Below are 19,489 nucleotides of genomic sequence, written 5' to 3'. Positions count from 1 at the left end.
GGCCCGAGCGACTACGACTCCGTGGTTCCGTCGCCCGCTTTGACGACGTCGGCGGGCACGCCGGCCACCGTCGCACCCGGCGGGACGTCCTCGACGACCAGCGAGTTGGCGGCGACCTGTGCGCCAGCGCCGACGTGGACGCCCGGCAGGACCACGGCCTTCGCGCCGACCATCGCGCGTTCACCGATCACGACCGCTCCGGTCCGATACTCGTCCTGGAGGAACTCGTGACAGAGCAACACCGAGTCGTAGCCGACGATGCAGTGGTCTTCGAGCGTGACGAGTTCCGGCCAGAAGACGTCCGGCGTGGCTTCGAGGCCCCAGGAGACGCCCTCGCCCACGGTGACGCCGATGCGACGCAACGCCCACGCCTTCACCGGGAGGAACGGTGCGAGGCGGGCCACGAGGACGAACAGGAAGTTGTAGACGATGCGCGGAACCGACTTCGCCTCCCGCCAGTGCTGGAGGGAGTTCAGCGCCCCGGGCGTCGGGTGGCGCGTCGTCCGGTCGTGGCGGTGGTCGGCGTCGTCTGGAGCGGACACGACCGACGGTTCGTCGTCAGGTGACAAAAACGGGGTCGTTCGACGGACGACCGGACGAGAGGTCGCCGGCGCTACGGCGACGGTTCGACCGACGAGAGTCGGTCGCGGGCCTCGGCCTCGGTCAGCGGGTCGTCGTACAGGTCGGTGCCCGGTCGCTGTCGTCGCCCTCCCTCGACTAGCGTGCCGGTGTCGACCGGAGCGAAGCCCACGTCTTCGACGAGTCCCGCGACGGTGGCCTTCGCCCGTGGGTCGTCCCCGGCGAGGAACAGCGCGAGGCGGTCCTCGCCGTCGCGGCCGGCGGCCTCGCGGAGGCTCTCCCAGTGCATCGTGTCGAACGTCTTGACGACCCGTGCGCCGGGGACCTGTTCGGCGATGTACTCACTCGACGTCCGTGGGAGGTCGAGCATCTCGGCGGAGTCGCCGTCGGGGGTGGTCGCGTCGACGACCACCTTGCCCGCGAAGAGGTCGCCACTGGGCAGCGACTCGCGGTTGCGAAACGGGAGGGCGAGGACGACGACGCTACCGAGTCGAACCGCCTCTTCGACGTCGCCGGCGTGCGCTCGTGGGCCGAGGTCCTCGACCGTCGATTCGAGCGACTGCGGTCCCCGGGGGTCGCTGAGTATCACCCCGTGACCCGCGTCGGTGAACAGCCCCGCGAGTGTCGTCCCGATGTTCCCCGCGCCCACGATACCGATGTCCATGGCCCTGCTAAACGGTGCCAGTAGAAAAGTCGCCGTTCGCGGCGGCGAGAGTGTTCCGGTGGTGAGACACTGCGTCGGGCCGTGAGGGTGTCACTCCCGCAGTTCGGCGACGTGGTCGACGCGTCGCTGGACCAACGCCTCGGTCCCCACGTCGTGGCGGACACGCAACCCCTCTCCGACGGCCGACAGGGCGGTCTCGGCCTGCCGTTCGGCCGCGGCGATGGACTCGGCGACGCCCACGACGGCGAACGACCGGGAGGTGGTCGTGTAGACGCCGTCCTCCCGGTCGTCGACGCTGGCGTAGAACAGCAGTGCGGACCCGACGCTCTCCTCGTCGACGGCCACCTTCGTCCCGCCTTCGGGGTCCTCGGGGTAGCCCGCGGGGACGGCGTACTTACAGACCGTCGCTCGCGCGGCGAAGGTGAGGTCCGGCAACCGCTCGCCGTCGCGTGCCGCGGTCAGCACGTCGACGAACGGCGTCTCCAGCACCGGGAGGGTGTTCATCGCCTCGGGGTCGCCGAACCGGGCGTTGAACTCGACGACCTTCACGCCGTCGGCGGTGAGCATGAACTGCCCGTAGAGGACGCCCCGGTAGTCGTCGAGTGCGTCGACGGTGGCCTCGATGACGCGCGCCGCCTCGTCGAAGTCGTCGTCGGTGAGAAACGGGAGGAGGAAGCCGGCGTCGGTGTAGCTCCCCATCCCACCGGTGTTCGGCCCCTCGTCGCCCTCGTAGGCACGCTTGTGGTCCTGAACGGCGGGCGAGACGCGGAACTCGCCGTCGGCGACGAACGCCTGCACGGTGAACTCCTCGCCCACGAGGCGCTCTTCGAGGACGAGACGCTCGTGGTCGGACGACCGGAGGTACTCCTTCGCCTCGGCGTTCGTCACCTGGTCGCCGGTGACACGCACGCCCTTCCCGCCGGTCAGTCCGGCGGGTTTGACCGCGAGGTCACCGTCGTACTCGTCGATGTAGTCGCAGGCCGCCTCGGTGTCGTCGAACGTCTCGAAGTCCGGACAGCCGGGGACGTCGTGTTCGCGCATGAACCGGCGCTGGTAGGCCTTGTCCGTCTCGATGCGGGCCTGTTCGGCACGCGGGCCGAACGCGTAGACGCCGGCGTCTTCGAGGGCGTCGACGACGCCCGCCGCGAGCGGGGCTTCCGGCCCGACGACGGCCAGCGTCGCGTCCACCGCCTCGGCGACGGCGACGACGGCCTCGGGGTCGGTCTCGTCGAGCAGTTCGACCGACTCCGCGAGGCGCGCGATGCCCGGGTTCCGGTTGGACGCACAGGCGTAGAGCGTGCAGTCGTCGGCCAGCGCGCGGGCGATGGCGTGTTCGCGCCCGCCGCCACCGACGAGCAACACCGTCTCGTGTGGGGCCATACGCGAAGACGATACGCACGCCGACGTAAGGGTTGTTCTTCCGGCGAGCAGAACTGTACACGGTCGTGGGTGTGACAGGGTATCGCTATCGAGACGTCCCCACTCGGTCGTCAGCCTCGCGGCCGACCGGTCGCGTCGGTCAGTCTCGCGGTTGTCCGAACTCCACGACGTTCCCGTCGGGGTCCATAGCGAGGCTCGCTCGTTCGCCCCAGGGCATGTCGCGTGGCGGCGGGACGTCCAGTCCCGACGTGAGACACGTCTCGTAGAACCCGTCCAGGTCGTCGCAGTCGACTCGAACGTGGAACCGCCCCTCCTCCAGGTTCAACAGCGTGAGCCACCCCGTCCCGATTCGTAGTCGTGCGACCGTCCCCGGTTCGTGGTGTCGAAGTTCGACACCGGGCAGTCGTCTGTAGAACTGGAGCGAGCGTTCGACGTCGGCGACGTGGAGCGTCAGTCCTCCGAGTGGCGTCGCTCCGGAATCGGTCCCCGTTCCCATGTGGCACGGACGGCGATCAGTCGCAAGTAGCTTCGGCACGGTTCGGTTGACTGTCCCCGAGACGGGGTGGTCCGACGGACACCGATTTACCGCCGGCGGGTGGACGAGCGGGTATGACCGATACCGATAGGAACCGACTCGCCGACGCCGCGAGTCCGTACCTCCGGCAACACGCGGACAACCCCGTCGACTGGCAGCCGTGGGACGACGCCGCCCTCGACGCCGCCCGTGAGCGTGACGTCCCCATCTTCCTCTCGGTGGGCTACTCGGCGTGTCACTGGTGTCACGTCATGGCCGAGGAGTCCTTCGAGGACGAGGCCACCGCCGAGGTGCTCAACGAGTCGTTCGTCCCCATCAAGGTCGACCGGGAGGAGCGCCCCGACATCGACCAACTGTATCTCACCATCTGCCAACTCGTCCGCGGGAACGCGGGGTGGCCCCTCTCGGTCTGGCTCACCCCCGACCTGAAACCGTTCTTCGTCGGGACGTACTTCCCACCCGAACCCCGTCGCAACATGCCGGGATTCCGCGACCTCCTGACCGACATCGCCGACTCGTGGTCGAACGCGGAGGACCGCCGCGAGATGGAACAGCGCGGCGACCAGTGGACCCGCGCCATCGAGGACGAACTGGAGGACGTGCCGGAACCCGAAGCGGTGCCGGAGTCCGACCTGCTCGCGGACGCGGGGTCGGCGGCGGTCCGGGCCGCGGACCGCGACCACGGCGGGTTCGGGCAGGGCCAGAAGTTCCCCCAACCCGGTCGTCTCCACCTGCTCGCCCGCGCGTACGACGCGACCGAACGCGACGTCTACCGCGAGGTGCTCGACGAGACGCTCTCGGCGATGGCCTCCCGTGGCCTCTACGACCACCTCGGGGGCGGGTTCCACCGCTACTGCGTCGACCGGGAGTGGGCGGTTCCCCACTTCGAGAAGATGCTGTACGACCAGGCCGAGTTGACCCGCGCGATGCTGGAGGGCTACCGTGTCACGGGGACGGAACGGTACGCCGACGCCGCCCGCGAGACGCTCGAATTCGTCGAGCGGGAGTTGACCCACCCCGACGGCGGGTTCTACTCGACGCTCGACGCGGAGAGCGTCGTGCCGGAAGGCACCACGGAAGCGAGCGGTGGAACCGCGAGCAAGGGCGAGGTTCCGCCAGGGACCTCGGACCGGAGCGGCGAAACCGCGGCGGAGAGCGTGGTGCCTGCGGACGCGAAACCAGGTGGCGAGCGAGAGGAGGGGGCGTTCTACGTCTGGACGCCCGAACAGGTCCACAGGCTCCTCGACGACGAGGAACTCGCGGACCTGTTCTGTGCACGCTACGGGGTCACCGAGTCGGGGAACTTCGAGCGGGGAACCACCGTCCTCGGCATCTCGCGGTCCGTCGACTCCCTCACGGACGAGTTCGACCGCTCCCCCGAGGCGATCCGCGAGGGACTCGCAACCGCCGAGGCACGGCTGTTCGAGGCCCGTGAGGAACGTCCGCGACCGCCCCGCGACGAGAAGGTGCTCGCGGGGTGGAACGGGCTGATGGTCTGGGCGTTCGCCGACGGCGCGCTCACGTTCGGCGAGCGGTTCGCCGACACCGCCGCCGAGGCGCTCGCGTTCGTCCGCGAGGAACTGTGGGACGAGGGGACGGAGACGCTCTCGCGCCGGTACGCGGCGGGTCACGACGGGACCGCCGTCCCCGGCTACCTCGAAGACTACGCCTTCCTCGGGCGCGGCGCGCTCGCGACCTACGAGGCGACGGGCGACCCGGAGCACCTCGGGTTCGCGCTCGACCTCGGCCGAGCGCTCGTCGAGCGGTTCTACGACGCCGAGCGTGGGACGCTCTACTTCACGCCGAGTGGAGGCGAGTCGCTGGTCGCTCGCCCACAGGAGGTGTCGGACCACGCGACACCCTCCAGTTCCGGCGTCGCGGCGTCGCTGTTGCTCGCCCTCGACCAGTTCGCTCCCGGTGCGGGGTTCGAGTCAGTCGCCCAGTCGACGCTCGAAGCCAACTCGCGGCGTGTGCAGACGAACCCGCTCCAGCACTCGGCGCTGACGCTCGCCGCCGACGAGTTCAGCGCGGGTCACGTCGAACTGACCGTCGCCGCCGACGGGTGGCCCGCGGGGTGGCGCGAGCGAGTCGGCGAGACGTACCTCCCGCGCCGCCTGCTCACGGTCCGACCACCCACCGACGAGACGCTCTCGGAGTGGGTCGAACGGTTGGACCTGGAGGAGACGCCACCGGTCTGGGCCGGCCGCGAGGCGAGCGACGGCCCGACGGCGTACCTCTGTGAGTCGTTCGCCTGTTCGCCGCCACGGACGGACGTCGGCGACGCGCTCGCGTGGCGCGACTGAGCGGTCGGCGACGTCCTCAGTCCTCCGATCCGCTCGTCGGCGACGCGCCCTCCAGACGCTGGGCGACGAAGACGGAGGGTGGCACGTCGGCGTCCTCGACGTAGCGGAACAGTTCCGCTCCCTGCCGTTCGACGACGACGGTCGGGATGAACTCGATACCGTACTCCTCGACGCCGGGGCCGACCTTCTCGCCGTCCCCGCGCTCGACGGGGAACTGTTCGATACGGTCGCCGGTGACGCCGGCGGCGTCGAGGGCCGCCGCGAAGTCCGGAAGCTGCTTCCGGCAGTCCTTACACCAGTCGCCGGCCCACACCTTGTAGACGACGTCGTCGTACGCGCGGAGGGTCTCGACGGTGTCCTCGTAGGCGTCGGCGGTCCAGACCGGGTTCGGAGACATCGTTTCCAGGGTCACACGTTCGCTACCGGCCGCGTCGGCTTAATTAGACCGTTCGGGAGTCGACAGTACCCGGTTCGGAGTACACGGTCGGAACGTCCCGTGTAGTACCGGCATTTTATAGAGACACTGTTTGTTGACGGTGTATGTCGATGCGCGACCGCATTATCGTGGTCTGTCGGAGTTGTGAGAAGCCGTACGTCGCGCGACTCGGCACGGATGACACGCTCATCCTTCCGGTCGGTGGAAAGCAGTGCCCCTGCGGGGGCGAGGAGTTCGACCGACTGGAAGCCGACGAGGGGTCGATTCGGGCGTCGGAGGACACGCTCCGGGCAGCGGACGACGACTGACCCCTCACGCGCGGCGCTCCGTTGTGACGTAACTACCGGTGTCTCGACACCGATTTTCGACGACTCGGGAGCGACGGTGCCCGCTTCGTCACGTCTTTACTCGTCGGTCGGGTAGTTCGAGCATGCACGAGAGCGTTCTCGACACGCTCGGCTCACCGCTGGTCCGGGTCGGTGGGGTCCCCGGCGCGACGGTCGCCGCCAAACTCGAATCGCGCAACCCCGGCGGGAGCGCCAAGGACCGCCCCGCGATGGCGATGGTCGAGGCCGCCGAACGGGACGGGACGCTCGAACCGGGCGACCACATCGTCGAGGCCACCTCGGGGAACACCGGCATCGGCATCGCCCTCGTCGCCGCCGCGAAGGGCTACGACTGCACGGTCGTCATGCCGGCGTCGAAGTCGCCCGAACGTCGCGCGGTGATGCGCGCCTACGGCGCGGACCTCGAACTCGTCGACGGCGACATCTCCGACGCCAACGACCGCGCCGACGAACTCGAAGCCGAGGGTGCGGTCCAGTTGAACCAGTTCGAGAACCCGTCGAACCCCGAGGCACACTACGAGACGACCGGCCCGGAACTGCTCGACCAACTCGACGGCCGGACCCCCGACGCGTTCGTCGCCGGCGTCGGGACCGGCGGGACGCTCTCGGGGGTCGGTCGTCGCCTCCGCGAACAGTTCCCGAGCGTCGAGATCGTCGCCGTCGAACCCGCGGACAACGCCGTGCTCTCGGGCGGCGACGCCCGCGAGGACTCCTTCCAGGGGATGGGACCGGGGTTCGTCTCGCCGAACCTCGCGGTCGACCTCGTCGATTCGGTCGAGACGGTCACGCTCGACGTCGCCGAACGGGAGTGTCGCCGACTGGCCCGCGAGGAGGGCGTCCTCGTCGGCCAGTCCTCGGGGGCGTCGAACGTCGCCGCTCGGCGAGTGGCCGAGCGAGTGGCCGAGGAGCGCGGAACCACGACCGCGACCACGAGTGCGAGTGCCAGTACGGCGGACGCACGGACCGCTTTCGTCGACCGGCCGTCTCAGCAGTTGCCCGTCGCCAGCGACGCGACCGACGCTGCGAGCGGCGACGACGCTGCGGGCGGCGGCGACGGGTCGGGTGACGACGACGGGTCGACCGACCGACCGCTCGTCGTCACGGTGTTCTGGGACAGCGGCGAACGGTACCTCTCGACGGGCCTGTTCGACGACTGACGGAGGAGTCAGTCGTCGAGGCGGTCCGCGACCATCCGGAGCTGTTCTCGCCGGTCGTCGACGGCGCTCTCGCGCAACTCGCGCTCGACGTCCGTCTCACAGACGAGGTCCGGGACGGGCGTCGGTCGGCCCTCCTCGTCGAGTGCGACGAACGTGAAGAAGGAGGTGGTGGTGTCGCGGTTCGGGCGGTCGCTCTTCGGGTCCTCGGCGTGGACGTCCACTTTCACGTCGACGCTGGTGCGCCCGGTGTCGAAGACGTAGCCCTCGACGACGACCACCTCGCCGAGTTCGATGGGCGAGATGAAGTCGACGTGGTCCATGGAGGCGGTGACGACCTGGTCGCCGGCGAAGCGCATCGCGGCGACCGCACCACAGATGTCCATCCAGTTCAACACGGCCCCGCCGAGCGCTCGCCCGAGGTTGTTGGTGTCGTTCGGGAGGAGTATCTCGGTCATCTCGGTGTAGGAGTCGAGCAGTCTGACGGCCATACCGGAGGCTCACGACCGGTCGCCTTGAGCGCTTCCACCTGCCGTCCCCGTCACCGCGACGACGACGCGCTACCGGTCCGTGCGCCTCGTCGTGGACGAGGAGTCGGGTGGGGCCGGACCGAACTAATCACGGTCGTCCGAACTATCCCCAAGTTCAGAAACACACGAAAACTTATTATTATCGAGTCGAACGGACGGATGGAACACTCCGACTCCGCTCATCATGAGTACACTACAACAGTCCGAAGCGGTGTATCAGGCCGAAGCGGCCTCGCTCGTCGAACTACTCGGGCGGGCGCTCGACGACCTCTTCGTCGACTCGCCACCCGTGTACGACGTGGTGGACCCCGACGCTCTGGAGACGCTCTTCGAGGACCGTCCCGACGGGTCCCCTCGCGTGGACGGCACCGTGGCGTTCACGTACCGCGACCACGAGTTCGTCCTCGACTCGACGGAGCGGGAAGTCCGCGTCGACGAGGAGTAGACCGCGTCTCCGGTCTCTCACCGTATCGCTCGGAAGTGCGACACAGGTAAGAATCAGGAACGGATAGCCGAGGTAATGAGCGAGCAGGCCACGGAACGTGGCTCCGTCCGGGTGGTCGGGACGGCCCACGTCTCCGCGGACAGCGTCGACGAAGTCGAACGCGTCATCGCCGAGGAGCGGCCCGAGGTCGTCGCCGTCGAACTCGACGAGGGCCGATACCGCCAGATGCAGGGCGACAGCCCCGAGGACCTCGACGCGAGCGACCTCCTGCGTGGCAACACCGTCTTTCAGTTTCTGGCCTACTGGATGCTCTCGTACGTCCAGACCCGGATGGGCGAGCAGTTCGACATCCAACCGGGCGCGGACATGCTGGCGGCCATCGACGCAGCCGAGGAACACGGCACCGACGTCGCGCTGGTCGACCGCGACATCCAGGTGACCATCCAGCGCTTCTGGACGCGACTCTCGGGGGTCGAGAAGCTGAAACTCGTCGCCGGACTATCGATGAGCATCGCGCCCCCCCGCGAAGTCGGCGCGATGGCCGGCGGCGCTGTCGGCCTGTTCCTCGGTATGCTCGCCGGGACGTTCTTCAGCGAACCGCTCGGACTGAACGCACTCGCGGCCGGAATCGGCCCCGCCGCCGGTCTCCTCGGTGGCCTCGTCGTCGGCCTCGTCGTCGGCGTCGCGCTGTTCGTCTTCGTCGGTGACCTCCTCCCCGACCGACTGGAGTTCGTGACGAAGGTGGCCGCCTGCGTCGTCGGTGGGCTCGCCCTCGGCGTCGGCGTCTGGGTGGCTGGCGGCGTCGCCGTCGGTCCGCTCGACCTCTCGGTGGCGACGCTCGACGGCATCGGGCAGGGAGCGGCCGTCTTCGGCCTCGGCCTCCTCGGCGGCGTCGTGCTGTTCGGCATGACCGGTGCGCTCGTCGGTACGCTCCTCGGTGCGAGCATGCACGAGGAGGAGTACGAGGAACTCGACATGGAGTCGCTGACCGACACCGACGTGGTGAGCGTGATGATGGACGAGTTCCGGCAGTTCTCGCCGGACGGGGCGTCGGCGCTCATCGACGAGCGCGACGCCTACATCGCCCACAACCTCGTCTCACTCCGGAACTCGGGGAAACGCGTCGTCGCCGTCGTCGGCGCGGGCCACCGGGCGGGCATCGAGAACTACCTCGACCACCCCGAGCAGTTGCCGCCGATGGCGGACCTGACGGGCCGCGAGTCCGGGAGTCGGTTCTCCTTCTACAAACTGTTCGGCTACCTGTTCACGCTCGGGTTCGCCGTCGCGTTCGGCCTGCTGGCGATGGCGGGCGCACAGAACCAGTTCCTCTTCGAACTGTTCGCGGCGTGGTTCCTGTTCAACGGTGTCTTCGCGTTCGGACTCGCCCGTATCGCGGGGGCACACTGGCCGAGCGCGGCCGTCGGCGGCGCTATCGCGTGGCTCACGAGTCTCAACCCCCTGCTCGCACCGGGCTGGTTCGCGGGTTACGTCGAGTTGCGCTACGCGAACGTCAACGTCGGCGACATCGGGAAACTGAACGAACTGCTCGGCGACGAGGACCTGCCCGTCGTCGACGTGTTCACCCAGATGCGCGAGGTGCCGCTGTTCAGACTCATCCTCGTCGTCGCGCTGACGAACATCGGGAGCATGGTCGCCAGCTTCCTGTTCCCGTTCGTCGTCCTCCCGTATCTCTCCCAGGACGTCGACGGCGTCGCCGGCGTCGTCGACCTGATGTACCAGGGGCTCCGCAACAGCATCGACCTCGTCACCGGAGGGCTGGCGCTATGAGCGGCCAGTACGCGTCGACCTCGAACCGGATTCGCTTCAGTCGCCGCGAACTGCGTGACCTCGCCGTCGCGTGGCTGGCACTCGGCGTCGCGTTCACGTTCTTCCTGAACAACGGGCTGGCCCAGGGGCTTCTCTACGGGCGGCTACCGGTCGCAGAGGCCACCCGGACGTTCGTCCTCTCGTTGCTCACCGTCGGCGTCGGGTTCCTGCTCCACGAACTCGCACACAAGGTCGTCGCCATCCGCTTCGGGCAGGTCGCGGAGTTCCGCGCGGACTACAGCATGCTCGCGTTGGCCATCTTCGCAGGACTGGCGGGGTTCCTGTTCGCCGCCCCCGGTGCGGTCTACCACGGCGGGCGTCCCATCTCCGACCGGCAGAACGGTCTCATCGCGCTCGCCGGTCCCGTGACGAACGTCGTGCTCATCGCCGTCTTCCTCCCGCTGGTGTTCGCCGGCGGTCTGCTCGGGAGCGTCGGCGTACTCGGCGTCGGCATCAACGCCCTGCTGGCCGGGTTCAACATGATTCCGTTCGGCCCCCTCGACGGTCGGAAGGTGCTCGCGTGGTCGAAACCCGTCTTCGCCCTCTCGTTCGTCGTCTGTGCGGGCCTCGCGGCCGTCGTGGTCTTCGTCCTGTTCGTCTGAGCCGCGGCCACGCGGTGCCGGACCGATTCGTTTTTGGGTTCCCTCCGCCCCCACTCGCTCGTGACCGACGCACCCGAGGACGACGGGCGGGACGACGAGGGGATGACCTACTCCGAGGCCGGCGTCGACATCGCCGACAGCGAGGCCGCGACGGCCGCACTCGTCGGCGCTATCGGCGAGTCCTCGGGCGACTACGCGGGACTGGTCGACCTGGGCGACCGGTACCTCGCGCTCGCCACGGACGGCGTCGGCTCGAAACTGCTCGTCGCCGAGGCGCTGGGCGACTACTCCACCATCGGCATCGACTGCATCGCCATGAACGTCAACGACCTCGTCGCGGCGGGCGTCGACCCCGTCGCGTTCGTCGACTACCTCGCCGTCGACGCGCCCGACGACGCCACCGCCGAGCAGGTGGGGCAGGGCCTCGCCGCGGGGGCGGCCGAAGCGGGCATCACGCTCGTCGGCGGCGAGACGGCCGTGCTCCCGGACGTCATCACGGGTCTCGACCTCGCGGGGGCGTGTGCGGGTCTCGCCGAGAAGGGAGACCTGCTGCCCGGCGAGGCCGAGGTGGGTGACGCGCTGGTCGGCGTGCCGTCCTCCGGAATCCACTCGAACGGGCTGACGCTGGCACGGCAGGCCGCGACGGAGAACCACGAGTACACCGACGCCTTCCCGCTCGACGAGGAGCGGACCGTCGGCGGCGTCCTCCTCGAACCGACGCGTATCTACACCGACCTGCTCGGGCCGCTCCGGGACTGTGACGCACACGCCGCCGCCCACGTCACCGGCGGCGGGTGGACGAACCTCACCCGGATGGGCGACCACCGCTACGAGGTGACCGACCCGTTCGACCCACAGCCGGTGTTCGAGTTCGTCCAGTCCGAGGGGAGCGTGAGCGACGAGGAGATGCACCGGACGTTCAACATGGGGACGGGGTTCGTCGCCGCACTCGCTCCCGCGGACGCCGAGCGGTTCGTCGACCGGGTCGCGGATGCCCACGTCGTCGGAACGGTGGCCGAGGGGGACGCAGCCGTCGAGATTCGTGGGCTGACGCTCTCGTGACGTTGACGAAAGAGTGATAAGTCCACACTCGCAGGCATCATTTACAAACGGTATCGAGCGAAACGTGTCGGTACGGAACGACACGGCCGGCGGTCCGGGCGTCGGGCACCCGGGCTGTCGGGTGGTTTCGGCCATCCACCGACCCAACGAAAGACGGAACGAACCCATGACGTCCGACATCCACTCCATCGACGTGCTCGCTCTCGTCACCCCTTCCGAGGGTGTCTCTCCCTCCAGTTCGGTGCTCGACAAGTTCTACGCCGTCCTCGCGGACGAGCGCCGCCGCCGTCTGGTCGACCACCTCACTCGCGTCGAGACGACGTCGTTCGAGCGTCTCGTCGGTGCGTTCGCAGCCGAGCATCCGACCCGAGAGCGGTTCTCGAACCAGCTCTACCACGTCCACCTGCCGAAACTCAGCGCCGCGGGACTCGTCGAGGAGGACGCCGAGGACATCGTCTACGACCCACCGGCTAGCTTCGAGGCGTTCTGTGACCGCGTGCGTGCGCACTCGGCGGTCGACCGGAGCGAGTCACACGGTGTCGACGAGGGGTTCGACATCCTCTCGAACGCCAGGCGTCGGGCCGTCCTGCGACTCCTCGACGAGCACCACCAGATATCGCTCCCGGACGTCGCGGACGAGGTGGCGACCGACGAGGAGGACGTCAGCATCGTCGAAGTCGACCCCGGCGCCGTCCTCGACGTCTACCTCTCGCTGTACCACGACCACGTCCCCCGACTCGTCGACGCCGGACTCGTCGAGTACGAACAGGAGCGTGACCTCGTCGCCCTCCGCACGGAAGGCACCTCGAAGACCGCATCCGCCGTCGACGAGTGATTCGCGTTCGGTCCCGAGACTCGACCGTCGAGCGACGGTGTCGACCGGAGTCCGAGCGACGACAGGGCCGTCGCTCGGGGAGCGGCGTCCGACCGAAAGGTTCGGAGTTCAGAAGGCGGTGCTGGTCACTGGCCCCTCGTGCGGTCGTAGGCGGCACTCACCCGTGCCACCACCCGGTGGAACGGGAACGGGAGGCCGACCCGACTCGCGACCATCGCCACCGGCATCAGGAGGATGCCGGTCAGGAGGCAGAGCTGGTACAGGGCGAACAGCAGCAGGGACCGAAAGCGGTGTATCATCGGTGTCCTCACTCACCGCAGAACTCCTCGGGTTACAAACCCTTTGTGGCTACGAATTCGGTCGTCACAGGGAGGACAGTGTCGCAGTAACGCGATTCAACTGGAGGCGCGTCGGGGACAACGTGACCTGATATCGGTTCGGCGTCGTGGGTAAGCGGCGGTACGGTGAGGCGAGCGTTCCCCATAACTTATCGAGAGATTCGCGGTGACGTGCGCACCGAACCGGAAGGCCTGAACGTGTCGCCACGAAGCGGTGGGTATGAGCAACTATCTGGTCGCCATGGAGGCCGCCTGGCTGGTTCGTGACGTCGACGGTATCGACGACGCCATCGGTGTCGCCGTCAGCGAGGCCGGCAAGCGCTTGAATCAGAAGGAGATGGACTACGTCGAGGTCGAGGTCGGGGGGACGCCCTGTCCGGCCTGCGGTGAGGCGTTCGACTCGGCGTTCATCGCCGCCGACACCGCGCTCGTCGGCCTCCTGCTGGAGATGAAGGTGTTCAACGCCGAGGGTGAACAGCACGCCCAGCGCATCGCCAAGAGCGAGATTGGCGGCGCACTGCGGAAGGTCCCGCTGAAGGTCATCGAGACGTTCGACATCGGCGAGGAAGAGGACGACTGAGACGACCGCGTCGTCGGGTCGCTCAGCCGAGGTACGACGCCGCGCCTGCCGCCACGATGCGGGCCACCTCGACCACCTCGTCGGTGTAGACGAACTCGCCCGCGCCGTGGATGTTCTCGCCGTCCGGCCCCACGATGACCGTCGGGAGGTCGGCCCGGTCGCCGAAGTAGTTGAAGTCACCGACGCTAGAGAAGTAGCCGGTTTCGGGGGCCTTCCCCGCCACCTCGTGAGTCGCGCCGTCGAGCGACCGGACCAGCGGGTGGTCCTCGTCGGTGACGTACGGGCCGTAGTAGATGTCGGCGGCGGGAGCCTCGCGGAAGCCGACGTCCACCTCGCTGTCGAGGTCCAGTGCGGCGACGGCGGCTTCGGCCTGTTCGCGGACTACCTCCTTGGTCTCACCGGGGACGACGTGCCGGTCGGCCAGCAGTCGGGCCGACTCCGGAACGGAGAGCGTCTGACTCCCACCGTCTATCTTCAGCGGGCAGACCGACCCGTCGCCGAGGTCCGGGTGGGAGTCCACGTCGAGTTCGTCGAGCGCTGCGGCGACGCGGCCCGCGTCGACGACGGCGTTGACACCTTTGTGTGGCTGTGAGCCGTGGGCGGCGTGGCCCGTCACCGCGACGTCGTAGAGGTATCGACCGCGAGCGCCGAGGACGAGCGCCGGGTTCGAGACGTCGGACTGACAGAGGATGGGACCGGGTTCGGTGACGATGGCGGCGTCACAGTCGTCGGTGTAGCCATCGCGGATGAGCGCGTCGGCCCCGAGTCCGTACGGTCCCTCCTCGTCAACGACGGCCGTGAACAGCACGTCGCCCGCGAGGTCCACCTCCGCGAGCGCCTCGAAGGCGACCATGATGCCCGCGAGGCCGCCTTTCATGTCACAGGCACCCTGCCCGTACAGTTTGCCGTCCTCGATGCGCCCCGAACAGGGGTCTTCCTCCCACGCGTCGACGATCTTCACCGTGTCCACGTGAGCGTTCAGCAGGAGCGTCGGCGCGTCGGGGGCGCTCCCCTCCAGTCGCGCGACGACGTTGTCGCCCTCGAAGCCCGTGATGTCGGGTTCCGAGACGTGGTGGTACTCCGGGTCGAGGCCGCGTTCGTCCAGCCAGTCGTGGACGAACGCGGTTATCTCCTCCTCCTCGAAGTACGGACTGCGAATCCGCACCAACTGCTGGAGCAGGTCGATAGTCGCCTCGTCGTCGACGGTGTCGGCGACGGACTGGGGGTGACTCATCTCAGTCACCCGCCCCCGGACTCGGCGTGGGGTCGTCGCTCGGGTCCGGGTCGGTCTCCCGGATGTTCGGGTCCCACTCGTCGCTGGGGACGCCGGGGAGCGTGTCGAGGATGGCTCCGACGTCGGTCCCCGCCCGGTCGCCGAGATACCAGTAGACGGCGAAGACGACGAGACCGACGGCCAGCCACGGGACGTAGATGGCGAGCGTCGAGAGCGCGCCGAACTCCCCGGTGAACAGCGCCGTCCAGTTCGCGGCCTGGGTGAGCAGTCCGCCCGACCCGACGACGGCGACGACCACGGAGACGTAGAACCACGCTCCCGGCTGGAAGGCGGCCCGTGAGGCGATATCCGCCCGTCTCGCGTAGACCCACCCTGCTGTAATCGAGACCGTGAAGTACGCGATGAGGTAGCTGAACGTGGCGATGGCGAGCGCCCCCTCCAGTCCACCCGACCAGAACGTCAGGAACGAGGAGACACCCCACAGCGTCAGCAGCGACCAGTGTGGCGTCCGGAACCGACTGCTGACCGACGAGAAGAACTGGGGGAACACCCGGTCCCACGACCACGAGTAGGGCATCTTGATGCCCGCCGCCATCACCGCGTGGACGCTGGAGGCGGTAGCGAGCAGTCCGCCGAACGCGACGATACCGGTGCCGACGTCGCCGAGGAACACCTCCGCGGCCGTCGCCAGCGGCCGGTCGGAGTTCGCCAGCACGGTGTAGTCGCCGACGACGCCGTAGATGACCGCCGCCGTCAGCATGTAGAGCACGATGAGGACGGCCGTCCCGCCGACCATCGCCAGCGGGAGGTTCCGACCGGGGTTCTTCACCTCCGCGCCCATCTGGGCGGCGACGGCGATACCGATGTAGGCGTAGAACAGCGGGACGGCCGCGGCGACGAACCCGTCGAACCCGCCCGTGAAGAACGGTTGGTAGTTGGCGGCGTCGATGGAGAACAGACCCGGAATCACGAGGACGAGAATCGAGAGGATGAGGAAGCCGAAGATGACGTTCTGGGAGACGCTGTACCCCTTCGTCCCGACGAGGTTGACGAGAAAGAGGACGGTCAACAGGACGAAACCGGCGACGGTGGCGTCGACACCGGGGTAGAAGACGTTGAGGTACGTGCCGAACCCGATGGCGAGAGTGGCACACGCCGCCATGTACCCGAGCCACTTCGACCACGTGACGACGAACCCCGGTAACCGCGAGTCGAACGTCCGTGAGATGTACGTGTACGACCCCGCCGCACCCGGGAAGATAGTGGCGATCCAGCTGTAGTTCGTGGCGATAGCCATCGCCAGCAGCCCCGAGATGGCGACGACCAGGATGACGCTCGGCCCGGTCGTGCTGCTGGCGGTTCCGAGCGTGACGAACAACCCCGCTCCGAGCGTCCCCGCGACGACGGTGGCCATCGCCCCCATCGGCCCCATACTCCGGCTGAGACTGTTCTCTGTCGACTGTGGCGACATGTGCTACCATGACCCAGTACTGACTGTTAACTCCCCTGCCTAGCATGGTTGGGTCGTCGACGTCGGGTCAGATACGACTCAACGTGAATCGTCGCCGAGGAGCTTCGCTTCGGCCTTCCGGAGGTGTTCGAGGAGCGTCGGCTTCGAGATGTCGAGCGTCTCCGCGAGGTCCGCCGCGGAGGTCTCCCGAGGCCAGGAGTAGTACCCCTCTCTGCGGGCGAGGTCGATGACCTCGCGCTGTCGTTCCGAGAGGTCGTCGAGTGCGAAGACGCCGCTCCCGAGACCCTCGCCGACGGAGGCGATGGTCCCGACACGGACGTCGGCGTCTTTCTCCTCGCGTATCTCCGCGAGTGCCGTCTGGACGGCGTCCCGGTCCTTGTCGACGAGGACGGTCCAGTACTCCCGGCCGCCGACCATCCGAACCGGTTCGTCGGGGATGAACCCCCGCGAGACGAGGGCGTCGTTGATGCTGTTCTCGAGGTCGTACGTGACGACGAGACCCTGCGTGGCGCTCCCGGGTGCGAGCGTCTCGTCGTCGACGGTCCGAGGCTGGGCGACACTCCAGACCGAGTCGGTGAGTGGGGAGGTGGCGATGGCCTCGACGAGCGTGTCGAGGTCGGTCGTCGTGTCGGCGTAGGCGGTGAACCGTCCCTGTGCCCGCCCGTCGACGTGGTGGACGCCGTGGCCGAACAGTCCCGCCGGTACCTGCTCGGTCACCTCCAGCGTCCAGCAGTCCGGGTGCCAGATGTCGAGTGTGAGGCGACTGCCGTTCCCAGCGGGTGCACCCTCGCCCATGTCAGGTCTTACCAATTGCCTACGTCGCAATAACGTCTCGCGTTCGGCGACTCGCGCCGGGGGACACCCGGTGTCTGCCGGAGGGTCGCCCTCCGTGACCGAGTTCCAGCGCGAGGTCGGCGTCGTCGCCACTCCTCGGTGGATCGTCACACGAAAGACGTCTCGGGTGAGTCGGCCGCGAATCCGGCGGGCCGGTCAGCGGTTCCAGCCGCGTGGGTCGTCGTCACCGACGAACCACCCAGCCGCGAACCCTGCGGCCCACCCGACGCCGACTCCGCCGAGCAACACCGCGAGCAGCAGTAGTTCGAGTGGCATCACGACCAGAGAGGGGCCGCCTTACGGCAGCAGCCCTCCGAGCAGGTCGTCGAGTGCATCCCCGACGTTCCCGCTCAGGAGTGCGTCGGTCAGTTCGTCGGCGTCGAGCGACCCGTCGTCCAGGCCGTCGACGACCAGCGACAGTTCCTCGTCCGTGACGTCACCGGCCTCGATAGCGCCGTCGAGCAGGCTCAACTGTGTGTTGTTCAACTCCGCGGTCAACGTCGCCAGTTCGGAGTCGTTCGTCCCGTCCTGCAGGTCGGTCAGCAGACCGAGGTCGAGTGCGAGGTCGGTGTCGATGTCGGCGATGTCGATGCCGAGCAGTTCGATACAGACGCTCAGGTCGTCGTTGCTCGCTACGTCGACTACCGTGCCGTTCTCGTCGAGGACACGGACCTCCTCGATGAGGACCGTATCGAGGTTCACGCCAGCCAACTGGTCGAGGTCACCGAGGGAGACGGTCGTGTTCCCGTCGACCTCCGCGGTGATGGTCCTGCTCTGGTCGTCGCTGAGACGGAGCAGGTCGAGTTCGACCGTGACGTTCTCCAGGTTCGTCTCGACGAGGAACTCCGTACAGTCGGTCGTGACGTTTGCGAAGTCGTCCGTGCCGTCGTCGCCACCGAGCAGGTCGTCGAGTGCATCCCCGACGTTCCCGCTCAGGAGCGCGTCGGTCAGTTCGTCGGCGTCGAGTGACCCGTCGTCCAGGCCGTCGACGACCAGCGAGAGGTCGGTCTGGTCGACGTCACCGGCCTCGATAGCGCCGTCGAGCAGGCTCAACTGCGTGTTGTTCAACTCCGCGGTCAACGTCGCCAGTTCGTCGTCCGAGGTGCCGTTCTGGAGGTTCTCCAGCAGACCGAGGTCGAGTGCGAGGTCGGTGTCGATGTCGGCGATGTCGATGCCGAGCAGTTCGATACAGACGCTCAGATCGTCGTTGCTGTCGACCGCGAGAACGTCGCCGTCGTCGTCGAGGACACGGATCTCCTCGATGAGTGCCGCGTCGACACCGATGTCGGCGATGCCGTCGAGTTCACCGAGGGAGACGTTCGTCGTACCGTTCAACTGGACGGTGAGCGTCCGCGTCTCGTTCGTGCCGAGGTCGAGCACGTCGACTTCGGCGGTGACGTTCTCCAGGTCGGTCTCGACGAGGAACTCCGTACAGTCGACGGTGACGTTCGCGCCGTCGTCGCCGTCACCGGGCGCACCGTCGTCCGCACAGTCGACCACGATGGTCTGCGTGCCGACGACCTCGCCGCCGACGACGGTCGTCAGGGTGTACTCGCCGTCACCGAGACCGCTGAAGGTCCGGTTCTCACCGGCGTCGAACGTCAGCGTGCGATTCGCGTCGCCGCTGACCTCGACCGTCACGTTCGCGTCGTTCGTGTTCGAGAGCGTCACGTCTCCGCCGTCGGCCGTACACGTGGCTTCGGCGGTGATCTGGACGACGTCACCGTCGTCGGTGCCGTCGTCCGAGTCGTTGCCGTCACCGGGCGCACCGTCGTCCGGGCAGTCGACGACGACCGTCTGGGTTCCGACCGCTTCGTCGTCTACGACCGTCGTGACGTCGAACTCGCCGTTCTGCACGCCGTCGTAGGAGACGTTCTCACCGGGGGCGAGCGTCACGATTCGTCCACCGACGTCGGCGGTGACGGTCACGTCGTTCTCGTTGGTGACCGTCACCGTCGCGCCAGCGTCGTCACAGGTGACGTCGACGTCGACTTCCAGCAGGTCGCCGTCGTCGGAGTCGTTCCCGTCACCTGCGTCGTCGTCCACACAGTCGACCGTTCGACTCTGCGTACCGAGCGTCTCGCCGTCGATGACGGTGGCAACGGTGTACCGGCCGTCGGAGACGCCGTCGAGCGTCAGGCTCTCGCCAGCCTCGATGGTCCGCGACCCGGAGCCGTCACCACTGAGTTCGACGGTGACTGCCTGGTCGTTCGGGTTCGTGAGGGTGACCGTCGCACCGTCGGAACCGCACTCGATCTGAACGGTGACGAGCGAGAGTCCATCCTCTCCGTCGTCCATCCCGTCGTCTCCGTCGTCTCCATCGTCCGCACCGT

General features: G+C 68.0%; 19 protein-coding genes and 1 pseudogene. 9 read left to right on the top strand and 11 right to left on the bottom strand.

Annotation, left to right across the window (positions count from 1 at the left end):
- Nucleotides 1–11 precede the first annotated feature (11 nt).
- The 4 genes from GQS65_RS05145 to GQS65_RS05130 all read right to left on the bottom strand — a co-directional run bounded on the left by GQS65_RS05145 (nt 12) and on the right by GQS65_RS05130 (nt 3,119).
- Nucleotides 12–542 (bottom strand): acyltransferase, encoded by a 531-nt coding sequence (locus GQS65_RS05145; RefSeq protein ID WP_368279849.1) that lies wholly within the window; start codon nt 540–542, stop codon nt 12–14.
- Nucleotides 543–613: 71 nt separating this feature from the next.
- Nucleotides 614–1,243, bottom strand: a complete 630-nt coding sequence (locus tag GQS65_RS05140) for an NADPH-dependent F420 reductase (RefSeq protein ID WP_158203607.1) — start codon at nt 1,241–1,243, stop codon at nt 614–616.
- A gap of 90 nt (nt 1,244–1,333) precedes the next feature.
- Nucleotides 1,334–2,623 carry a phosphoribosylamine--glycine ligase gene (purD, locus tag GQS65_RS05135; RefSeq protein WP_158203606.1) on the bottom strand — a complete coding sequence of 430 codons (1,290 nt, stop codon included), beginning with the start codon at nt 2,621–2,623 and terminating at the stop codon, nt 1,334–1,336.
- A 139-nt stretch (nt 2,624–2,762) separates the two neighbouring features.
- Nucleotides 2,763–3,119, bottom strand: coding sequence for a VOC family protein (locus tag GQS65_RS05130; protein ID WP_158203605.1), 357 nt, complete (start codon nt 3,117–3,119; stop codon nt 2,763–2,765).
- Between the two features lie 113 nt (nt 3,120–3,232).
- Between GQS65_RS05130 and GQS65_RS05125 the strand changes: the two genes are divergently transcribed.
- Nucleotides 3,233–5,461 carry a thioredoxin domain-containing protein gene (locus tag GQS65_RS05125; RefSeq protein WP_158203604.1) on the top strand — a complete coding sequence of 743 codons (2,229 nt, stop codon included), beginning with the start codon at nt 3,233–3,235 and terminating at the stop codon, nt 5,459–5,461.
- Nucleotides 5,462–5,477: 16 nt separating this feature from the next.
- Here GQS65_RS05125 and GQS65_RS05120 read toward each other — a convergent pair whose 3' ends face one another.
- Nucleotides 5,478–5,873, bottom strand: a complete 396-nt coding sequence (locus tag GQS65_RS05120) for a TlpA family protein disulfide reductase (RefSeq protein ID WP_368279847.1) — start codon at nt 5,871–5,873, stop codon at nt 5,478–5,480.
- Nucleotides 5,874–6,007: 134 nt separating this feature from the next.
- On the opposite strand from GQS65_RS05120, the gene GQS65_RS05115 reads away from it, so the two are divergent.
- Complete coding sequence (locus tag GQS65_RS05115) at nt 6,008–6,205, top strand: hypothetical protein (RefSeq protein ID WP_158203603.1); 198 nt, start codon at nt 6,008–6,010, stop codon at nt 6,203–6,205.
- 122 nt (nt 6,206–6,327) lie between these two features.
- The gene (locus GQS65_RS05110) at nt 6,328–7,401 is read left to right on the top strand and encodes a PLP-dependent cysteine synthase family protein (RefSeq protein ID WP_158203602.1); all 1,074 of its coding nucleotides are present in this window, start codon (nt 6,328–6,330) and stop codon (nt 7,399–7,401) included.
- 8 nt (nt 7,402–7,409) lie between these two features.
- Here the strand turns inward: GQS65_RS05110 and GQS65_RS05105 are convergent, their stop codons facing one another.
- The gene (locus GQS65_RS05105) at nt 7,410–7,889 is read right to left on the bottom strand and encodes an acyl-CoA thioesterase (RefSeq protein WP_158203601.1); all 480 of its coding nucleotides are present in this window, start codon (nt 7,887–7,889) and stop codon (nt 7,410–7,412) included.
- 223 nt (nt 7,890–8,112) lie between these two features.
- Here GQS65_RS05105 and GQS65_RS05100 point away from each other — a divergent pair, with 223 nt between their 5' ends.
- The 5 genes from GQS65_RS05100 to GQS65_RS05080 all read left to right on the top strand — a co-directional run bounded on the left by GQS65_RS05100 (nt 8,113) and on the right by GQS65_RS05080 (nt 12,699).
- Nucleotides 8,113–8,373: a HalOD1 output domain-containing protein gene (locus GQS65_RS05100; protein WP_158203600.1), complete on the top strand. Its 261-nt coding sequence runs from the start codon at nt 8,113–8,115 to the stop codon at nt 8,371–8,373.
- 75 nt (nt 8,374–8,448) lie between these two features.
- On the top strand, nt 8,449–10,161 hold the full coding sequence (locus GQS65_RS05095) for a TraB/GumN family protein (protein WP_158203599.1): 1,713 nt from the start codon (nt 8,449–8,451) through the stop codon (nt 10,159–10,161).
- Nucleotides 10,158–10,802, top strand: coding sequence for a metalloprotease (locus tag GQS65_RS05090; protein WP_158203598.1), 645 nt, complete (start codon nt 10,158–10,160; stop codon nt 10,800–10,802). The genes GQS65_RS05095 and GQS65_RS05090 overlap by 4 nt, the downstream gene beginning before the upstream one ends.
- A gap of 102 nt (nt 10,803–10,904) precedes the next feature.
- Nucleotides 10,905–11,864 carry a phosphoribosylformylglycinamidine cyclo-ligase gene (gene purM / locus GQS65_RS05085; protein WP_158203738.1) on the top strand — a complete coding sequence of 320 codons (960 nt, stop codon included), beginning with the start codon at nt 10,905–10,907 and terminating at the stop codon, nt 11,862–11,864.
- A gap of 166 nt (nt 11,865–12,030) precedes the next feature.
- Nucleotides 12,031–12,699, top strand: a complete 669-nt coding sequence (locus GQS65_RS05080; RefSeq protein WP_158203597.1) for a DUF7344 domain-containing protein — start codon at nt 12,031–12,033, stop codon at nt 12,697–12,699.
- Nucleotides 12,700–12,824: 125 nt separating this feature from the next.
- Here the strand turns inward: GQS65_RS05080 and GQS65_RS21345 are convergent, their stop codons facing one another.
- Nucleotides 12,825–12,998: a hypothetical protein gene (locus GQS65_RS21345; RefSeq protein WP_199268404.1), complete on the bottom strand. Its 174-nt coding sequence runs from the start codon at nt 12,996–12,998 to the stop codon at nt 12,825–12,827.
- 259 nt (nt 12,999–13,257) lie between these two features.
- On the opposite strand from GQS65_RS21345, the gene GQS65_RS05075 reads away from it, so the two are divergent.
- Complete coding sequence (locus tag GQS65_RS05075; RefSeq protein WP_158203596.1) at nt 13,258–13,617, top strand: DUF555 domain-containing protein; 360 nt, start codon at nt 13,258–13,260, stop codon at nt 13,615–13,617.
- 22 nt (nt 13,618–13,639) lie between these two features.
- On the opposite strand, the gene GQS65_RS05070 is transcribed toward GQS65_RS05075, so the two are convergent.
- The 4 genes and pseudogenes from GQS65_RS05070 to GQS65_RS05055 form a co-directional block, all read right to left on the bottom strand.
- On the bottom strand, nt 13,640–14,851 hold the full coding sequence (locus GQS65_RS05070; protein WP_158203595.1) for a M20 family metallopeptidase: 1,212 nt from the start codon (nt 14,849–14,851) through the stop codon (nt 13,640–13,642).
- Between the two features lies 1 nt (nt 14,852).
- Nucleotides 14,853–16,322 (bottom strand): APC family permease, encoded by a 1,470-nt coding sequence (locus GQS65_RS05065; protein WP_233265046.1) that lies wholly within the window; start codon nt 16,320–16,322, stop codon nt 14,853–14,855.
- 78 nt (nt 16,323–16,400) lie between these two features.
- On the bottom strand, nt 16,401–17,117 hold the full coding sequence (locus GQS65_RS05060; RefSeq protein WP_158203594.1) for a helix-turn-helix domain-containing protein: 717 nt from the start codon (nt 17,115–17,117) through the stop codon (nt 16,401–16,403).
- A gap of 336 nt (nt 17,118–17,453) precedes the next feature.
- Nucleotides 17,454–19,489 (bottom strand): annotated as a pseudogene (locus GQS65_RS05055) (hypothetical protein); the annotation flags it as partial.

Source organism: Halomarina oriensis (assembly GCF_009791395.1).
In the GTDB taxonomy this organism is placed as follows: domain Archaea; phylum Halobacteriota; class Halobacteria; order Halobacteriales; family Haloarculaceae; genus Halomarina; species Halomarina oriensis.
Note: the sequence above shows the minus strand (reverse complement) of the source record. Positions and strands in the feature narration are given on the sequence as shown.